The sequence below is a fragment of the Vibrio sinaloensis DSM 21326 genome, from assembly GCF_000189275.1.
Classification (GTDB): domain Bacteria; phylum Pseudomonadota; class Gammaproteobacteria; order Enterobacterales; family Vibrionaceae; genus Vibrio; species Vibrio sinaloensis.
Window position 1 is genome coordinate 73,645 of sequence record NZ_AEVT01000093.1, and the last position, 17,078, is coordinate 90,722.

Sequence of the window (17,078 nt, forward strand, 5' to 3'; positions counted from 1 at the left end):
TCTCTAGTGGGGTAGAGTATGCAGCTTCAAGGCATCCATCATGTCGCAGTAATATGTTCCGATTATCAGGCTTCTAAGCACTTTTATAGCCAAATTCTAAAGCTCACAGTATTGGCGGAAAACTATCGTCAAGAACGTGATTCGTACAAGCTGGATTTAGAGCTGCCAGATGGTGGCCAAATAGAGCTTTTTTCTTTTCCCAATCCCCCTTCGCGCATATCGCAGCCGGAGGCGCGTGGGTTGAGACATTTGGCGTTTAAAGTGAGCTCCGTGGCTGAATACAAAGCCTATTTGGAAAGCAATCAGGTTGAAGTGGAACCCATTCGAGTGGATGAGTTTACCGGTAAGCCGTTCACGTTTTTTCAAGATCCTGACGGCTTACCGTTAGAGCTATATGAGATTTAGTCTTCTAGCAACTGCTGTTTAATGACAGTGAAAACACCGCCTTCGATATTGCTCGGGGCAGAGAAACGCGCAGTTTGTTTCACTACTGAATGCGCGTTTTCCATCGCGTAAGAGTGATAGCTAGCCTTTAGCATCTCTAAATCATTGAGGTAATCACCAAAGCTCATGGTTTGTTGGTGAGTAAAACCTAATGCCTTCTGCAAGTGTTCAATCGCTGCCCCTTTTGAGGCGTCAGCATGCATGACGTCGAGCCAAATCTTAGCACTGACGACCACTTGGTGAGTTTGACCAAATGCTTGATTAAATGCTGGGTAGACCAGCTCTTCGGTGCCTTCAAAGTGACAAATCGCAACTTTGATAAACTCGTCTTCAACTTGAAGAAGATCTTCAACATACTCACAGCGGTGATAGTACTTAGCAAACTCGGCCAAGGCTTGAGGGTCTTGAGTTTCAATGTAAGCTGACTTTTTGCCGCACAATACAATTTGCGCTCCTGAGATGGCACGAGCTTGCTCGATAATGCCTTGAATTGACGAAGCATCCATTCCACAGCTGTACAGCTCTTGGCCTTGATGCATGACCAATGTGCCATTTTCAGCGATGAACATCATGCGATCTTTCACTGGCGCAAAGGTATCAATCAAACTGTAGTACTGACGGCCAGAAGCTGCGGCAAAAATAATGCCTCTTTCTTCTAACTGTTGATAAAGCGGGAAAAATTCTGGGTTTAGCTGGCTGTTTTCATCCAGCAGGGTGCCGTCCATATCGGCGGCAATAAATTTGATGTTCGTTTTAGACATGTTGTATTCGCTGTGAGCAAAGGTGCTCGAATGAAAAGACAGGCGCATACGTTACCTGAGTCTGAAAAATGCTCAAGTACTTTGTTTATCGCGCGCTCAACGAAAGAGACGCGACTCTTCGGTAAGCCGGCTATTAATAAAACAGCGAGCTAGAAGGCTTAGAAATGTGTATCACGCCAATATATGCGTAAGTCACTATTTATATTATCAATGTCACTTAATCGAAAGGTTGGTTGTTGTATGAATAGTAAGAACAAAGCCATTGTCGCGGCCATCATATTTGCTGTTTCGATGTTGATGATGGAGTTGGATGTCGGTGGCATCTTCGCTTTTCTTATCGCTGTGATGGCATTCTTCACCTGCGTATTACAGGGAGTAATGCACTTGATGGGCTATAAAGACGGTGATGCCTACAAAGTCTATGAAGATTCGGAATCGATAGAGGCGCAAGCGTTATCTAACCTGTTTAAAGACAAAAAAGAGTGCAGCTCTGAAGATAAGTAGCCTTTGAGCTAGGCGGTAAAAACAAAAAGCGCCATTGCGGCGCTTTTTGATGTTTATGACCTAAAAAGGTTAAGACGCTTTATCCAGCTTTGGGTCAGTGTTGGTTTCCTCTTCTGACGTATCAGAGAAGATTTCCGCCACCGCGCTACGTTCTAACTCACCTTGCAAGTTACCATCGTCATCGACAACTGGGAGCGAATAATCGCTCGACATGCTTTCCATAAGCACCTCTTCAATGACAGAGTCAGGGGAGACGGCGGGGACTTCTTCGTAAATCTCTTGATGAATTTCTTCATCGGTATCCGATTTCGCAGCGTCAAGTAAGCCCTCTTTGGTCAACACGCCCTGATAGCCTTCTTCCGTCACATGATAAGCATAATCTTGTTTAATGCCTTTCATTTGCGCGATAGCTTCTCCGATGGTGTTAGCGGTAATACGGAACGCTGGCGGGTTCATCACTGTTTCTACCGTTAAGGCGCGAGCACGATTGACATCTTTAACGAACGCTTCGACATAGTCATCGGCCGGGTGAAGCAGGATTTCATCAGGCGTACCTTGTTGAACAAGTAAACCGTCTTTCAATATCGCGATGCGATCGCCTAGTCTCAGCGCTTCATCTAGATCATGAGTAATGAAGACAATGGTTTTATGCAGCTTTTCTTGTAATTCAATTAATTGATCCTGCATTTCGCTTCTAATCAGAGGATCAAGGGCAGAAAAAGCTTCATCCATGAGTAGGATTTCAGCATCAGTACACAGGGCGCGAGCCAACCCCACACGTTGTTGCTGACCACCTGATAATTGAGATGGATATTGGTTTTCATAACCTTTCAATCCGACCGTATCTAACCACTGGTTGGCTTTTTCGATACGATCGGGCTTGGTCAGCCCCTGAATTTCTAAACCGTAGGCAACGTTATCCACAACGGTACGATGCGGCAATAAGCCAAAGCGCTGGAATACCATCGACATCTTTTTGCGACGAAATTGCTCTAAGTCTTTCTGGCTCAACTGCATCACATCCGTGCCCTCGACTAGAATCTGCCCTTCAGTTGGATCTATCAGGCGGTTAAAATGTCGAATTAGGGTCGATTTTCCAGAGCCAGATAGCCCCATGATGACAAAGATTTCCCCTTTGTTTATCTTGAGGTCAATTTCTTTCAGACCCACAGTATGGCCAGTTTCGGCTAAAACCTGATCTTTACTGTCGCCGCGCTTAACCCGTTCCATGACGGAGTTCGGCTTTGGGCCAAATACTTTATACAGGCCACTAATTTCGATAAGAGGCTTAGTCATGCTTTAAATCTCCTAAGTGTGCCTGAGTTCGTTTTGCGTAGGCTTGAGAAGCACGGTCAAACAAGATAGCCAGTGCAACGATGGCGAAGCCATTCAAAAGACCTAAAGTAAAATACTGGTTTGTGATCGATTTAAGTACCGGTTGACCCAGTCCTTTCACGCCAATCATAGAGGCGATAACAACCATAGACAAAGCCATCATGATGGTTTGGTTAATACCCGCCATAATGGTTGGCATCGCGAGCGGTAACTGCACACCCCACAGTCTTTGTTTTGCGCTTGCACCAAAGGCCGTTGCGGCTTCAAGTACTTCTTTATCCACTAAGCGAATACCTAGATTGGTTAAGCGAATCACTGGTGGAATGGCGTAGATCACCACCGCAATCAGGCCTGGAATTTTGCCAATACCCAATAGCATTACCACGGGAATCAAATAGACAAAGGCTGGCATGGTTTGCATCACATCAAGCATTGGGGTCACGGTCGATTGGACTCGATTTGAGCGCGCCATAGCAATACCGATTGGGATGCCGAGGATAATCGACAGCATGGTGCAAACAGTAATGATACTGAGCGTACGCATGGTGTCTTCCCACATGCCGAAATAGCCGATCAATAGTAGGGAAACAAAGCAACCTAGGCCAAGTTTCCAAGAGCGGCTGGCCATATAAACTAAGCCAGTACAAACGGCAAGAATGATGACCCAGGGGGTAGAAATGAGAAGTTTTTCAAACCAAACTAGGAAGGAGAGGAGTGGGTCAAAAAAAGATTCGATCATGTCGCCGTATTCGCGAGAAAAGTCGCGGTAGGCGCCATCAAGTGTTTTGCGAATGGCTCTAAGATCGGAGCGATCCATTTCAGGAAAGCTATTGAACCAAGTATCGTTAGACATCTATAAATTCCTTTTCTTCTCCCTCATCAGAGACGATATCTGATGAGGGAGTACATCTTTAGCTTAGCGCGTCTTGCGCTAAATAGGATTAAAGAGCTTGTTTTACTTTGTTGGCGACTTCTGGGCTTACCCAGGCTTGCCAGATTTGAGGGTAGTCCTCTAAGAAGTGGAACATGGCTTCTTCACCATCTGCTTGATTGTCTTCCATCCAAGCGAGCAGTCGGTTCATGTCCGCATTGGTGAATCCACGTTTGCTGAAGTAGTCGTAGGCATCCGGTGCGCGAGTCGCGAATTCTTCCGTCGTAATGGTGTGAACCGGAGAAGGTGGGTACATGGTCGCTTTCGGTTCCGCACACTCACTTTGCGTTGTACAGTTTACGAACTCATTTTCGTCGACGCCGCTACCAAAATCGACTTTAACCATCTCATATTTGCCTAACACAGCAGTCGGTGCCCAGTAGTAACCAAACCAAGCTTCCTTGCGCTCGTTAGCCTTAGCGATTGCGCCAGAGAGGCCTGCGCTAGAGCCTGGGTCTACGATAGTGAAGCCTGATTTATCAAGCTCAAGAGCCTTGAATAAATTACCGGCACTGATTTGACAGTTCCAACCAGCTGGACAGCTGTAAAACGCTGACATATCTGGGTCTTCAGGGTGTTCAAACATTTGGGCATGTTTTTTTACCCCTTCAATCGTCGCCATCTCTGGGTATTTCTCGACCAAGAAGGCAGGTACCCAAAAGCCTTCTTCACCGCCATCAACCAGCGATTTGCCAGCGTAACGCAGTCGTTTATCCGCGACACCTTTGTCGAGTGCATCTTTGAGGCTGTTACTCCAAAGCTCAGGTGCCACATCTGGCTGGCCTTTCTCAATCATTGAAGTGCCCGTTGGCATAGTGTCACCGGGGATCAACTCCGCATCACAGCCATACCCATGTTCAAGAATAAATCGGTCAATGTTGGCGATCACCGTTGCTGAATTCCAGTTCATGTCTGCAATCGTAACTTTACCGCACTCGCCAGCGTGTGCATTAAGAGCGGTAGCGCTCAGTACGAGCAATGCTGCCGTTTTTACTCTCATCATAATTTCCCTTTTTAATGAATGCCTTATAAAAATAGAGACTTAATGATTAGAGTTCAAATTAAATTTTAGTGTTTAAACTGTTTTAGATGGTCAAAAAACGTGACTTGGTCGGCACAAATCAAGTTATTCTGAGTGTTATTGTCATAATAAGTGCGAGTGATAACTCGTTTATTTATATGTATTAATTCGTGTTCTAATGATTGGATTGGTCGTTTAGTCCGCTGACCATACGTTTTTGATGTCAGGCCAACCCCAGTTTGTTAAGGCCACGTCTTTCAAAACGCCATGAAAGCGTAAAGTCTGACGATGGTGAAAAAGAGGAGTGAGCCAATATTGATTGATGAGTGCCGACGCGATCGGCTCAAGCGCAGAGAGATATTGAGATAATGGGGTTTCAGACCGTAGTTGATTAAGAGATTGTGTTAACCAAAGCTTTGCTTCTGGTCCGATACAGCTTTGCAGGACAGGGTTATGATATAAGCTGCTAAAAGCAGACGCATGACGGTTATCATCTAAGTTGATGTTTGTCAGGATCAATGACTCATCGAGTGTGCCCGCCATGGCTCTTTGATTCAGATCTCTGAACGAATAGACGTTAATGGTGACTTGCGTACCTTGTTGCTCGAGTAAGGCCTTTAAGGCTAGTGCGCAGTTCTGCAATGCCGTGTAGTCATAGACCGCGATGGTAATGTGAGTGGGTAGCGCAACTTTTGGCGCGGCGGGGCGAATGATCTTGTGCCAAATAGGCAACAAGTTGTAAGCAAGTTCACAACCGAATAATTGGTTGGATTGAATGAGTTGCTCAATGATTTTCTCAGCCTTGATAAAGCTAGAGAGATAGCGGCGCTGAGCGTCACTTAACGCGCTGGCAGGCTGCTGGTTAAACAAGACGAACAGACAGCCGTCTTCAATACGTGATTGTTGGGTGTCATTACGTGAATGCGCATCGACCGCGTGAGATAGGTAATAGTTACAGCTATCTTGCTGCGCCTCTGGTTGATTGGTTTCTATCTGTTTCTCTCTGAGCTCCGTTTCGTCGATTTGCCAAATAGTCACTTGATCGGTTAATGCACGGCAGCCATAGTAGCGCTCAAAAGCTTCTAGGCACAATTTATGGTTTGAGTGTTCGTAGATCGAGAACGGTCCGCTGCCCACCACTCGTTTCGAATCGCTCTCTGTCAGTTGATTGGCTGGTTGAATACCATATTTGACGCCAGAGATGAGCCCACCAAAGCCCTGATCAGCGATACTGAGTTTAAAGACTACTTTATTGGAAAGCGGGGCGGTGACTTCACTCAAGTGCGACAACTCGCTTTGGTAGTGAGGGAGCTGTTTGAGTTTATTGAATAGATCCGCGATGCCTTTTGCATCAATCACGTCACCATTATGAAAGCTAAGCCCGGGCCTTAAATAGAATGTCCATTCCAACGTAGATTCGTCGTAATGCCAGTGATGCGCCAATTGGGGCTCAAGCACTCCATCACCGTTGCTGTGGACTAGACAGCAATAGATTTGGCGCAGTAAATAACGCTCGCTGGATCGTTGCAGATCATGGGGCACCAGTCGCTCAAAAGGACGCTTGTAGGTGAGCTGAATGTGCAAACGACCTTCACGCATAGACGCTCCCGAAGTGGTTTGTAGGAGCTGACCAAATGCCACTTGGTCGTTATCTAATATCTCGAGAGCCTTCTCATACTTTCCTTGTTGTACGCGTATTGCTGCCAGCTGTTTTTTAAGCTCCATCAAAGGATGATTTAGAAGCAGTGTTGAGCGTTGGTTGCGGCCTACTTTGGGCGTCCAAGTTAACCAACCCAAGTTTTGCATGTCATTAAGCAGGTTACGGGCATGGCGAGCGCTGGTAAATAAGGTCTCGGCGACCATAGGAAGAGCCGTTTTAATGTCGTCGCCAACACCCAGTGGTGCAAGACGAGAATAATAGCGAAGTAGAGTTAAATCAGACACAAGTCGCCTCGATTTGAAGAAAAGTAATGAATGGTTTGTTCCGTATTTTAGCGCTTACACCGAGAAATATCGCTGATTTCTGGTCAAAAGTTAAGTTAATAGGAAATAAAAAATATTAAATCGTCTGTGTTGTTAGCCTTATTTTGTGGGCACAATGAGATTGTGGTTCTTAACCATGCTCAGCACTGATTGGCAACATGCTCCTGACACCCCCACGAACATACCAATCAGTGCTGTCTTAACGACTTGCTGAGAAAGTTTGCCTCCATCTACAAAAGTGAAATGTGCACTGAGGTCGAAGCAAGACTTTGCTGACAATTCCGACTACTATTAGCGAAGATACTAACTAAGGTACTGGCTAGACTATGGAAAGAGTGGTTGACCTCAATCGTTGGCAAAAGGAACATGTGAAATCCGAGCAAGAGCTCAGGGCGCTTTTTGACGAAGTCAGTGCCTGCTACAACGCTCAGCCTTATCCTGACTTAGACTCTCGAATTGACAATTTACTGCAGTTAAAGCAAGGGTTGCTGGATAAGCAAGATGCTTTGGTTGAGGCATTAAGTCAGGATTATGGTTTTCGAAGTCGCTTTGACAGCTTGATTTGCGATATTTTACCCGCCGTTTCTCATATCAATTACACCATCAAACACCTTAAGAAATGGATGAAGCCGAGTCGTCGCTCTGCGGGGCTATTGCTTACGCCTTCTTCAATTAAGGTGGAGTATCAACCTCTTGGTGTGGTGGGTGTGATCGTACCTTGGAATTTTCCTATCGTACTCAGTATTGCGCCTATCGTGACCGCTTTAGCCGCGGGCAATCGCGTTATGGTAAAACTGAGTGAACATACTCACCATACCAACCAGGTTCTAAGCCAAATCTTTGGTGGACTGGACAAGCAAGTCTTCCCTATTGAAGGCGAAGCCGACATCGCCAGTTACTTCTCGCAGTTGCCTTTCCATCATTTGTTGTTCACGGGCTCGACACCAGTTGGGCGCCTAGTTGCTCAAGCCGCAGCGAAGAATCTCACTCCAGTCACTTTAGAGCTGGGTGGCAAATCGCCAACCATTATCGATAACCAGATTGATTTAAAGCGTGCCGTGGATGCGGTGCTGCTGGGCAAATCGGTCAATGCAGGGCAAATATGTGTCGCACCGGACTATGTCTTGGTACCCAAAGGTAAAGAGTTAGCTTTTATTCGTTTGTATCTGCAACGTTTTCAATCTCTTTACGTCGAAAAAGGTAACGCCGATTCTGTGTCACAGATCATTAATGACGCACAGTTTGCTCGTCTGAATGGTCTACTCGATGATGCGAAAGCGCAGGGCGCAGGAGTCCATACTCTTGAAAATGTTGAGGTGACAGGTCGACGTATGCTTCCGCAATTACTGACCGGCGTGACAGAGCAAATGCAGGTTATGCAGCAAGAAATTTTTGGTCCAATATTGCCTGTGATTGGTTACCGACACTTGAACGAAGTGTTTTCTTACGTTAACGCCAAGCCAAGACCCTTAGCGTTGTACTTGATGTCGGATGACAAAATCTTGCAACGTCAGATTATTGAGCAAACGCACAGTGGTGGTGTCGCGGTTAACGATACCTTACTGCATGTGGCGGCTGAAGATGCACCGTTTGGCGGTATTGGGGAGTCCGGAATTGGTCATTATCATGGCGTTGAGGGCTTCCAGACATTGTCTAAAGCCAAGACGGTGCTCCAAACCCCTAGTTGGCTGCCCCGCAGCCGACTCATACTTAAGTTCCGTACTTTTGCTGAAGGGGCGTTGAGCAAGCTGTTTATTCGCTAATCCAAGCAAAACGGGTGAGTCAATATTGACTGTTTTGCTCAAAACTCGCGCCTTTCAAAGTAATGTTTAACGAACTCAATAAAAAGCTTCAACCGCTTCGGCTGGTAGCGGTCTCTGTGGTATATCATTGAAAAATCGACACTAGGCACTCGCCAATTAGTAAACACTTCTTTGAGCGCTCCTTGTTTTATCTCTTGTTGACAATAGATGACAGGCACTCGAATGATACCGTTGCCATCGAGAGCGCCTTTAAGCAATACCCGGCCGTTTTTGCATTGTAAGTGACCATTGACGTGGACATCGTAGCTCTGCTGAAGGCTGGTGTGTTCAAAGCTCCAACGTTTCACTGACCCTGTTAAACATTGATGACTGTTCAATTGCTTAGGGTGACTGAGAGACTCGTTGCGGGCGAGGTAATCAGGGCTGGCTAAGGTGCCCATTTCTATATTCATCAGCTTGCGGGCGATAAAGCCGGCATCCTCGAGTTTACCCATCCGAAAGGCGATATCGAATTCATCTTCAATCAAATCTACCCTATGGCTGCTAAAGTCGAGATTGATAGTTATCTGAGGGTGAAGGCGCATAAAGTCTGACGCAACTTGAGCGATGACCTCCTCTCCCAGATAACCACCGACACAGTTTATTTTCAGCTCTCCTTGCAGCACTTCGATATCTTCAACAGCCGTTAACAATGCTTGGTCGATGTCATTCAGTGCTTTTTCACATTGCTGGTAGAAGGTTTTACCCGCGTCGGTCAGTTTGAGCATTCGTGTGGTACGCATCAGCAAGGTCACGCCCATCTGTTTCTCGAGCTGACTAATTTGCCGCGAGACATGCGAACGAGAAACATCAAGCGCTTCAGCCGCTTTGGTAAAGTTGCCAAGCTGTGCGATGAGAACAAAGGAGCGGATATCAGCGAGGTTGATCTGATTGAGCATAGTATCACCCTAGGATTCATTGAATAACTATTGTTGCACTACAGCAATAGTGTTTCAACTAAAGTGATATATATCAACAAAGCCAAGTCTTCTAATATACCTCCATCGCAGCAAACGGCTGCAAGAAGTCAGGTTATTAGAGGAATCAAAACATGAAAAAACTTATCGTAATCACAGGTGCAAGTTCTGGTATTGGTGAAGCCATCGCTCGTCGATTAAGCGATGCTGGCCACCCTCTACTGCTTCTTGCTCGTCGTGTTGAGCGTCTGCAAGCGCTTAATCTACCGAACACTCTGTGTGAAAAAGTGGACGTCACTGACCAAGCGAGTTTTATCGCGGCAATCGAAAAAGCGGAGGCGCAGTACGGTCCAGCAGATGGCTTGGTCAACAATGCGGGTGTTATGTTACTGGGTCAAATTGATACTCAAGACGCGACTGAGTGGAAGCGCATGTTCGATGTAAACGTAATTGGTCTACTAAACGGCATGCAAGCGGTACTGTCGCCTATGATGAGCCGCAACAGTGGCACCATCATTAATATTAGTTCTATCGCAGGCAAGAAAACTTTCCCGAACCATGCGGCTTACTGTGGTACTAAGTTTGCAGTACATGCTATTTCTGAAAATGTACGTGAAGAAGTGGCGGCGTCTAATGTTCGTGTGACTACGATTGCTCCAGGAGCGGTTGAGACTGAGCTTCTTTCTCATACTACGTCGCAAGAAATCAAAGATGGCTACGATGATTGGAAAGTTGATATGGGCGGTGTATTAGCGGCGGATGATATTGCTCGCGCAGTTGAGTTTGCTTACAACCAGCCACAGAATGTTTGTGTGCGTGAAATTGCTTTAGCGCCGACCAAGCAACAACCATAAAAACGTGATACTAATTCCAAAAGGAGCCTGCAACATGCGGGCTCTTTTTGTTGTTAGCTCTGGTCCTTTCCAAATCCTAGATTCCCCTCTATAAACATAACTATGAATAAGCTTGCTTATGTTGGAGTGAGAATGGAAAACGCTGAACTAAGAGAAGACACGGATGAGCTTCAACTGGCACCTAGCGAGGAAACGGAACGAATAGCAGAGCCGAATGCCTGTATCCGTTATGGAGAGGATGCTTTCGCTGATATCACGCCGTTGTGTGAGGTCGCCTGTATCATCACAACCCCAATGAAAAAGGTGCTGAAATTTCGCTCACGATACATTGGAATGCACTCAAACAATATCATTTTACTAGAATCCCCTAAGATCACGCCGAAAGAGATTGCGGTGTTTTTGCAACGTGGCTATGCAATCCAAGCGTGCGTGGTCAGTGCCAAAGGTGAAGGGGCAAGGGTTTACTTTAAAAGTAAAGTCGAGTATGTGCTTAACGGTGGCTCAACAGGTTTGTTGCTGATTACCTTACCGAAAGCCACCCAAGTGGTGGTTGGTTTGCGTGAAAGCGCTCGGTTGGAGCTTGCTATAGATGCGATCATTGATCCCGAAGGTCATAAGTATCTTGGACAAATTCGCGATATTTCTCAGTCAGGATGCCTCATCGTAATTGATCGGTCACTGAGTCACTATCAAGTGGGCAATATGATTGAGCTAACGATCTCGACAGGTGACGATTCAAATTCGGATCCACTCAAAGCCATTGTTAAAAACGTCTCCCAAAGCAGCCAATACAAAAAGTATGGCGTGCAATTTGAAGAGGGCAGCGTAGAGTACGTCAAGAGCCTGATTGAGCGCCTTAATTTCTGCCAAGATCAGCAAAAATTTTCCTTATAAGCGAGTGACAAGAGCTGCGGCTTGTTTGACTGGACTATACTTGAAGTGAACAATCCAGTATGCCAACAAGTGGAAGGTGAAACATGGAATTACGCAATGAAAAAGGCGAAGTTACCCGTGTGGCGGATAATCTCACCATCAAAGAAGTGTTGGAAATGGGCTATACGATCGACTTGTGTGATGAGGCCTATGATCCAAATGAACACTGGAGCGCTCAGGCTGATCCGCAAGGAAAACGCAGCGAATTTCCAGAAAGTTAAGCATACAAACTAAAAATCCGAGCGTGATGCTCGGATTTTTTAATTACCTGTGAAACAAAAAGGTTAGAAACCTTTAATGTTCTCAGCTTCAAGTTCAGTGAAGTATTTGACGGTTTTCACTTTTAGCTCTTGAGTCGCTGGCTCATCACAAACGATCACGGCTTTAGGATGTAACTGCAGTGCAGAAACTGTCCATAGGTGGTTTACGCTGCCTTCAACGGCTGCTTCAAGTGCCAACGCTTTGTTGTGCCCTGTTACTAGGATCATGATCTCTTCAGCGTCCAACAGAGTGCCAACACCAATAGTTAGTGCGTACTTAGGTACTTGATTGATGTCACCATCAAAGAAGCGTGAGTTAGCGATACGAGTATCTTCAGTGAGTGTTTTAATGCGCGTACGAGATGACAATGAAGACGCTGGTTCATTGAATGCAATGTGACCATCGTTACCGACACCACCCATGAATAGATTGATCTTGCCGTACGATTTGATCTTATCTTCGTAACGCTTACATTCTACGTCGTTATCTGCTGCGTTACCATCTAGCAAGTTGATGTTTTCTTCTTGAATATCAATGTGATTGAAGAAGTTGTTGTACATGAACGAGCGGTACGACTCAGGGTGATCGGCTGGGATACCGATGTACTCATCCATGTTGAAAGTCACAACATGCTTGAAGCTTACTTCACCCGCTTTGTGTAGCTCGATCAGGGCTTTGTAAGTAGCAAGTGGTGTACCGCCAGTAGGTAGACCAAGAACGAACGGACGCTCTGCTGTTGGATTGAAGTCGTTAATGCGTTTAACGATGTGTGCTGCTGCCCACTTACCTACTTGTGCTGCTTGGTTTAACGGGATAAGTCTCATTTTTTGCCCCTAAGTATTAGAATTTATGATGCTCTGAAACATTAATTCGCATTATAAAATAAGTTTCTGAGATCTTCTATTGTTTTTGGTCAAATTTTCTCTATTAATTTGAGATTGAGTTAAAATTCGCCAAGTTAAACGTTGGCGAACGTGCAATAACGAGTGTGATGAAAAGTGAAAGGGGCATTAATTTACGGCGTTAAATTTTACTTCATTGCATGACGTTCTTCGCTATGCTTTGAAATGTGGTGATCCTTGAACAAAAACGGAGCGAGGATTGTGAGGCGCGTTGCTAGATGAGGTATGATGTAGCGCTCAACTTATTGAGTTGATTGCCGATACAAGAACGATGACTAAAAACTAAGACTTTTGAATGAACATTATAGGTATAGCGATAGGTATCACCGGTTTAATGCTGCTCTGCATGTTTTTGTGGATGCTGGCGTTATCAGTGAGAAAGAAGCGTTTGGAGCAGGAGCGGAAAGAGCGCGAAATTGCTTATCGCAGAGCAATGGAAAAGAACCGCAAACAAGAGCATGAAGAGCGTATCTTTAAAGCAGAAAGTGGTCATATCCCGACTATACTGTTTCTCGCGAAAGAAGCTGAGCGTACTAAGCCTAAAGAAGCCCTCTATTGGTATACCAAAGCCGCTAAATTAGACAATGTAACGGGTATGTATGGCATTGTCCGTCTTAGTAACAAAATGCGCCAAGACATGATTTTAAAAGAGCAAGCAAGATTCTGGCAGATTTGTATCGCTGCGGCTGAGGGGAGTTTGGCGCACAAGTTTGAAATGGGTGTTGCTCTGTTTCACGGTCGGGGTACCGAACCGGATCAACACAAAGCCATTCAAGTGATGGAGTCTGCCGCGGCACAGGGCCATATTGATGCAATGATATTTCTCGGTGACTGGTTTATCTCGGAAAACAACGCTAATCCAGAGCCTGGGGTTTCAATCGAATACTATCGTCGCGCGGCTGCATTGCGAAGTAATGAAGGCCGAATGAAACTGGGCTTGAGTTATATTAAAGGACGTGGCGTAAAAGCTGATCATGCCATTGGATGTTATTGGCTCGAGCGAGCGGCGGAGAAAGGCTACCTAGAAGCCATGTACAATGCCGGTGAAGTTTGGATGGACTATCGTCCCAACGGTGCTGCGATTGCATATATTTGGCTGTTTTTAGCCAGTCAGCTTGGTTACGAACCTGCCCGTGCTCTACGTGACAGAGTCGCGCTGAATATTGGTGTCGATACGGTGGTTGGCTTGCAGGGTGTTAGTAAGCCAATGATGAAGAAAATCCGTGATAACAAAGTTGGTAAACACTCGATTATTAAGGCGCTGAACAAACTCTATAAACGGAAAATTCCCTTGCTTGAGCAATCTGCCGCTGAGCCAGTTCTAGACCACGCCTCCGTACAACAAGAACCTGCGCTAGAAGACGCAGCGTCTGTGCAACAGTCTGAGGGTTCACAAGGACAAACGCTTGCTGAATCTGAAGCTACCGAGCAACCCTCGAAGCTAGACTTTAGCCAGTCACCCATGGATAAGCATTAAAAAAATGGCCTCTTAAAAGAGGCCATTTTTGTCTTTCTAACTCAGTAAGAACTAGCGATTTTTCTGCTTCGATTTACAGACGGCTGCAGTAAATACAACATCTGTTGAGCTGTTTAGTGCCGTTTCTGCAGAATCTTGAACCACACCAATAATGAAGCCAACCGCAACAACCTGCATGGCGATTTCGTTTGGAATACCAAATAGGCCACAGGCTAGAGGAATAAGCAGTAGTGAACCACCCGCTACACCTGAAGCCCCACACGCTGACACTGCAGCGACTAGGCTAAGTAGCAATGCGGTAAGCAGGTCGATTTCGATACCCATAGTATGCACAGCTGCTAACGTTAGCGTGGTAATGGTGATTGCAGCACCAGCCATGTTGATGGTCGCGCCAAGAGGAATAGAGACAGAATACGTATCTTCATCCAGTTTTAGCTTCTCACACAGTGCCATGTTCACTGGGATATTCGCCGCACTTGAACGTGTGAAGAAGGCAGTAACGCCACTTTCACGCAGACATTGGAAAACCAGTGGGTATGGGTTCTCACCTGTTTTCACTAACACAATGATTGGGTTAACCACCAAAGCGATGATCGCCATTGAGCCAAGCAGTACGGCAAGAAGTTGCGCGTAGCCAGCAAGCGCTTCAAAGCCTGTTGTCGCCAGTGTAGAAGCGACTAAGCCAAAGATACCAAATGGTGCTAGGCGAATAATGAAGCGTACGATCTGTGATACGCCATGGCTAAGATCTTCAAAGACCGCTTTAGTGGTCGCTGACGCGTGATGAAGAGCCAAACCAAGACCTACCGCCCAAGCCAAAATACCGATGTAGTTAGCACTCATCAGAGCATTGACTGGGTTATCTACCAGTTTAAACAGCAAAGTATGCATCACTTCTGCGATACCTTGCGGTGGGGTTGTCCCCTCAGCACCAGATACAAGCGTTAGCGTAGTCGGAAATAGGAAACTAAGTACAACAGCGGTCAAAGCTGCCGTTAGCGTGCCGAAAAGGTAAAGGACTACGATAGGGCGCATGTAAGTGTGCTGGTTTTTCTTCTGGTTAGCGATCGAAGCCGCAACCAAAATAAAGACCAAGATAGGCGCGACTGCTTTCAGTGCACCGACGAAGAGGCTTCCAAGTAAACCAGCGTCTTTCGCAGACTCTGGAGCAATTGTCGCTAGGCCAACACCAAGAATGATACCGGCTAGGATTTGCAAAACCAGATTGCCGCGAGCGAAGCGAGCAATAAGTGAGTTGTGTTGCATAATTATCCCTGCAATGAATAAATTTATAGATTTATAGTAATTTCAGTTATCTTAAACTGAACGGGACATACTAGCGCCATGAAATATTGTGTCTAGATTTAATTGAAAATTAGCAGGAAAAATTAAGATTTTAGGTTTTGTGTGAATTATATGTTGCCTAAATGTTTTTATGGGTAACAAAAAAGGAGCCGAAGCTCCTTAGTCTCTGTAGGGGGCTGTGGCCTTAGTGGTGGTGCTTCATTCCACTCATGACTTTCTTGATCGGCGCTGAGAAAGAGTGTTGCTGGCCATTAGCGAAAGTGACTTGAACGTCGATCGTTTCCCCTTCGACGAGCGGCTTTTTCAGGTCGAATAACATAATGTGCAAGCTACCAGGTTTTAGTTCAACCTTACCTTTCGCCGGAATTGTGATCGACTCAACTTGACGCATCTTCATCACATCACCTTCTTTGATAACGTCGTGCAGTTCTACCTTGCCTGCCGCATCCGTTGTGGCAGAAACAATAGTGCGGTCGGTGGTACCGCGATTCATCATTTCCGCAAACACCGCACTGGTCGCAGCATTAGGAGGCGTTGCTCGAGCGTAAGCGTCATGAGCCATGATATCCATTTTGGCTTGGGCGAAAGGACTTAAGGCGAGTGTCGTCAACAGTAGGGCTTTCAACTTCATGTTATTTTCCTTCAGAACTAAGAGTTTTGAACGCTTCCACGATAGGCGCTGGGGTAAGCGTATGTGGCACTTTCGTGATTAAGGTGCCATCTGGTTTTAAGAAATAGAAATAGGAGCTGTGATCTAGGGTGTATTTAAGTTCGGAGTTCTCTAACTCCGTTTTTCTAAAGATCACGCCGTAGCGATGAGCCAGCGGCTTAGTGACTTCAAGTGGCGCTGACAAACCTTCGAGCATTGGGTGGAAATACTGAGCATATTTGTAGGAATCCGCAGCAGCATCGCGTTCAGGGTCTAATGAAATAAACATAGGACGGAACTGCTGGGCGATGCTCTCTTCAGTTTGGTTTAAAGCACCGGCAAGCATTGCTAGCGAGGTTGGGCATACATCAGGGCAGCGGGTAAAACCAAAGTAGACGACACGAATGCGTGAGTCTTGTGAGTCAAAAATGTTCACGGCTTGGTTGTCTTTGCCATACAAGATGACGCTTTCGCTTAGTGAGGCCTCTTGTTCTGGTTGGGCATCTAAATAGCTCTTGAAACCAAAGCCCAGTACAAAAGCAACAATTAATATTAGCGTCCAGTTCTTACTCATCGTTCCATCCTTAAAGATGTCTTCATTGTGTTGTTACCGTCGGTCAACTCACCAACCCATGTCATGGCTTCTAAAGTGCAGACAGGTAGCATCAGTTCCCCTTTATAAAGGTCGTCTGCCCCTTTGGTGAGCTTAAACACTGTTGTGCCCATTTCCATCTCGTAGCCTTCGAGAGTAAGCAGCAGATAGTCTGCTTCCGATGATGGCCACTCCACTTGCATCTGAGTTGCAATTAAAGGCTGGCTGATGTCTCGGTCTAGTATGACGGTAATATCGCCTTGTTTGCAGGCTTGAGTCGACATTAAGCAATAGTCATCGAGTGAAATGGGTGAACGTTGTTCTTGTACCCATTCGTGTATGTCGTCGGCAAAGAAGCCAGCGCACAACGCGACAACGATCAACGGGAATTTGATGAATGAAGACAC

The 17,078-nt window shown here is 45.9% G+C and carries 18 protein-coding genes; 7 read left to right on the top strand and 11 right to left on the bottom strand.

Annotation, left to right across the window (positions count from 1 at the left end):
- The first annotated feature begins 18 nt into the window (after positions 1–18).
- Positions 19–405: an SMU1112c/YaeR family gloxylase I-like metalloprotein gene (gloA2, locus tag RH45_RS16495; RefSeq protein ID WP_008079227.1), complete on the top strand. Its 387-nt coding sequence runs from the start codon at positions 19–21 to the stop codon at positions 403–405.
- Here the strand turns inward: gloA2 and RH45_RS16500 are convergent.
- On the bottom strand, positions 402–1,205 hold the full coding sequence (locus RH45_RS16500; RefSeq protein ID WP_008079228.1) for a Cof-type HAD-IIB family hydrolase: 804 nt from the start codon (positions 1,203–1,205) through the stop codon (positions 402–404). The genes gloA2 and RH45_RS16500 overlap by 4 nt on opposite strands.
- A gap of 240 nt (positions 1,206–1,445) precedes the next feature.
- On the opposite strand from RH45_RS16500, the gene RH45_RS16505 reads away from it, so the two are divergent.
- Positions 1,446–1,709, top strand: a complete 264-nt coding sequence (locus RH45_RS16505) for a hypothetical protein (RefSeq protein WP_008079229.1) — start codon at positions 1,446–1,448, stop codon at positions 1,707–1,709.
- Positions 1,710–1,778: 69 nt separating this feature from the next.
- On the opposite strand, the gene RH45_RS16510 is transcribed toward RH45_RS16505, so the two are convergent.
- The 4 genes from RH45_RS16510 to RH45_RS16525 form a co-directional block, all read right to left on the bottom strand.
- On the bottom strand, positions 1,779–3,005 hold the full coding sequence (locus RH45_RS16510) for a quaternary amine ABC transporter ATP-binding protein (RefSeq protein WP_008079230.1): 1,227 nt from the start codon (positions 3,003–3,005) through the stop codon (positions 1,779–1,781).
- Entirely contained in the window at positions 2,998–3,897 is a 900-nt protein-coding gene (locus tag RH45_RS16515; protein ID WP_008079232.1) for an ABC transporter permease, read from the bottom strand. Before RH45_RS16515 ends, RH45_RS16510 begins: the two co-directional genes overlap by 8 nt.
- A gap of 88 nt (positions 3,898–3,985) precedes the next feature.
- Positions 3,986–4,975, bottom strand: a complete 990-nt coding sequence (locus RH45_RS16520) for an ABC transporter substrate-binding protein (RefSeq protein WP_008079234.1) — start codon at positions 4,973–4,975, stop codon at positions 3,986–3,988.
- Positions 4,976–5,191: 216 nt separating this feature from the next.
- Positions 5,192–6,940 carry an SgrR family transcriptional regulator gene (locus tag RH45_RS16525; protein ID WP_008079236.1) on the bottom strand — a complete coding sequence of 583 codons (1,749 nt, stop codon included), beginning with the start codon at positions 6,938–6,940 and terminating at the stop codon, positions 5,192–5,194.
- Positions 6,941–7,305: 365 nt separating this feature from the next.
- Between RH45_RS16525 and RH45_RS16530 the strand changes: the two genes are divergently transcribed.
- Positions 7,306–8,742 (top strand): coniferyl aldehyde dehydrogenase, encoded by a 1,437-nt coding sequence (locus RH45_RS16530; RefSeq protein WP_008079240.1) that lies wholly within the window; start codon positions 7,306–7,308, stop codon positions 8,740–8,742.
- 38 nt (positions 8,743–8,780) lie between these two features.
- Here the strand turns inward: RH45_RS16530 and RH45_RS16535 are convergent, their stop codons facing one another.
- Positions 8,781–9,680, bottom strand: a complete 900-nt coding sequence (locus tag RH45_RS16535) for a LysR family transcriptional regulator (RefSeq protein WP_008079242.1) — start codon at positions 9,678–9,680, stop codon at positions 8,781–8,783.
- 152 nt (positions 9,681–9,832) lie between these two features.
- Between RH45_RS16535 and RH45_RS16540 the strand changes: the two genes are divergently transcribed.
- From RH45_RS16540 to RH45_RS23580, 3 genes are all read left to right on the top strand, one after another.
- Positions 9,833–10,552: an SDR family oxidoreductase gene (locus tag RH45_RS16540; protein WP_008079243.1), complete on the top strand. Its 720-nt coding sequence runs from the start codon at positions 9,833–9,835 to the stop codon at positions 10,550–10,552.
- 132 nt (positions 10,553–10,684) lie between these two features.
- Positions 10,685–11,446, top strand: a complete 762-nt coding sequence (locus RH45_RS16545; protein WP_008079246.1) for a PilZ domain-containing protein — start codon at positions 10,685–10,687, stop codon at positions 11,444–11,446.
- A gap of 83 nt (positions 11,447–11,529) precedes the next feature.
- Positions 11,530–11,706: a hypothetical protein gene (locus RH45_RS23580; RefSeq protein ID WP_008079248.1), complete on the top strand. Its 177-nt coding sequence runs from the start codon at positions 11,530–11,532 to the stop codon at positions 11,704–11,706.
- Between the two features lie 63 nt (positions 11,707–11,769).
- On the opposite strand, the gene nagB is transcribed toward RH45_RS23580, so the two are convergent.
- Positions 11,770–12,570, bottom strand: a complete 801-nt coding sequence (gene nagB, locus RH45_RS16550; protein WP_008079250.1) for a glucosamine-6-phosphate deaminase — start codon at positions 12,568–12,570, stop codon at positions 11,770–11,772.
- Between the two features lie 373 nt (positions 12,571–12,943).
- On the opposite strand from nagB, the gene RH45_RS16555 reads away from it, so the two are divergent.
- Positions 12,944–14,125, top strand: coding sequence for a tetratricopeptide repeat protein (locus RH45_RS16555; protein WP_008079252.1), 1,182 nt, complete (start codon positions 12,944–12,946; stop codon positions 14,123–14,125).
- A gap of 51 nt (positions 14,126–14,176) precedes the next feature.
- Here the strand turns inward: RH45_RS16555 and sstT are convergent, their stop codons facing one another.
- From sstT to RH45_RS16575, 4 genes are all read right to left on the bottom strand, one after another.
- A complete protein-coding gene (sstT, locus tag RH45_RS16560; protein ID WP_008079259.1) occupies positions 14,177–15,391 on the bottom strand; it encodes a serine/threonine transporter SstT in 1,215 nt (404 codons plus the stop codon).
- Positions 15,392–15,614: 223 nt separating this feature from the next.
- Complete coding sequence (locus RH45_RS16565; protein ID WP_008079261.1) at positions 15,615–16,061, bottom strand: copper chaperone PCu(A)C; 447 nt, start codon at positions 16,059–16,061, stop codon at positions 15,615–15,617.
- 1 nt (position 16,062) lies between these two features.
- The gene (locus tag RH45_RS16570; RefSeq protein ID WP_008079263.1) at positions 16,063–16,653 is read right to left on the bottom strand and encodes an SCO family protein; all 591 of its coding nucleotides are present in this window, start codon (positions 16,651–16,653) and stop codon (positions 16,063–16,065) included.
- Positions 16,650–17,078: a hypothetical protein gene (locus RH45_RS16575; protein WP_008079265.1), complete on the bottom strand. Its 429-nt coding sequence runs from the start codon at positions 17,076–17,078 to the stop codon at positions 16,650–16,652. Before RH45_RS16575 ends, RH45_RS16570 begins: the two co-directional genes overlap by 4 nt.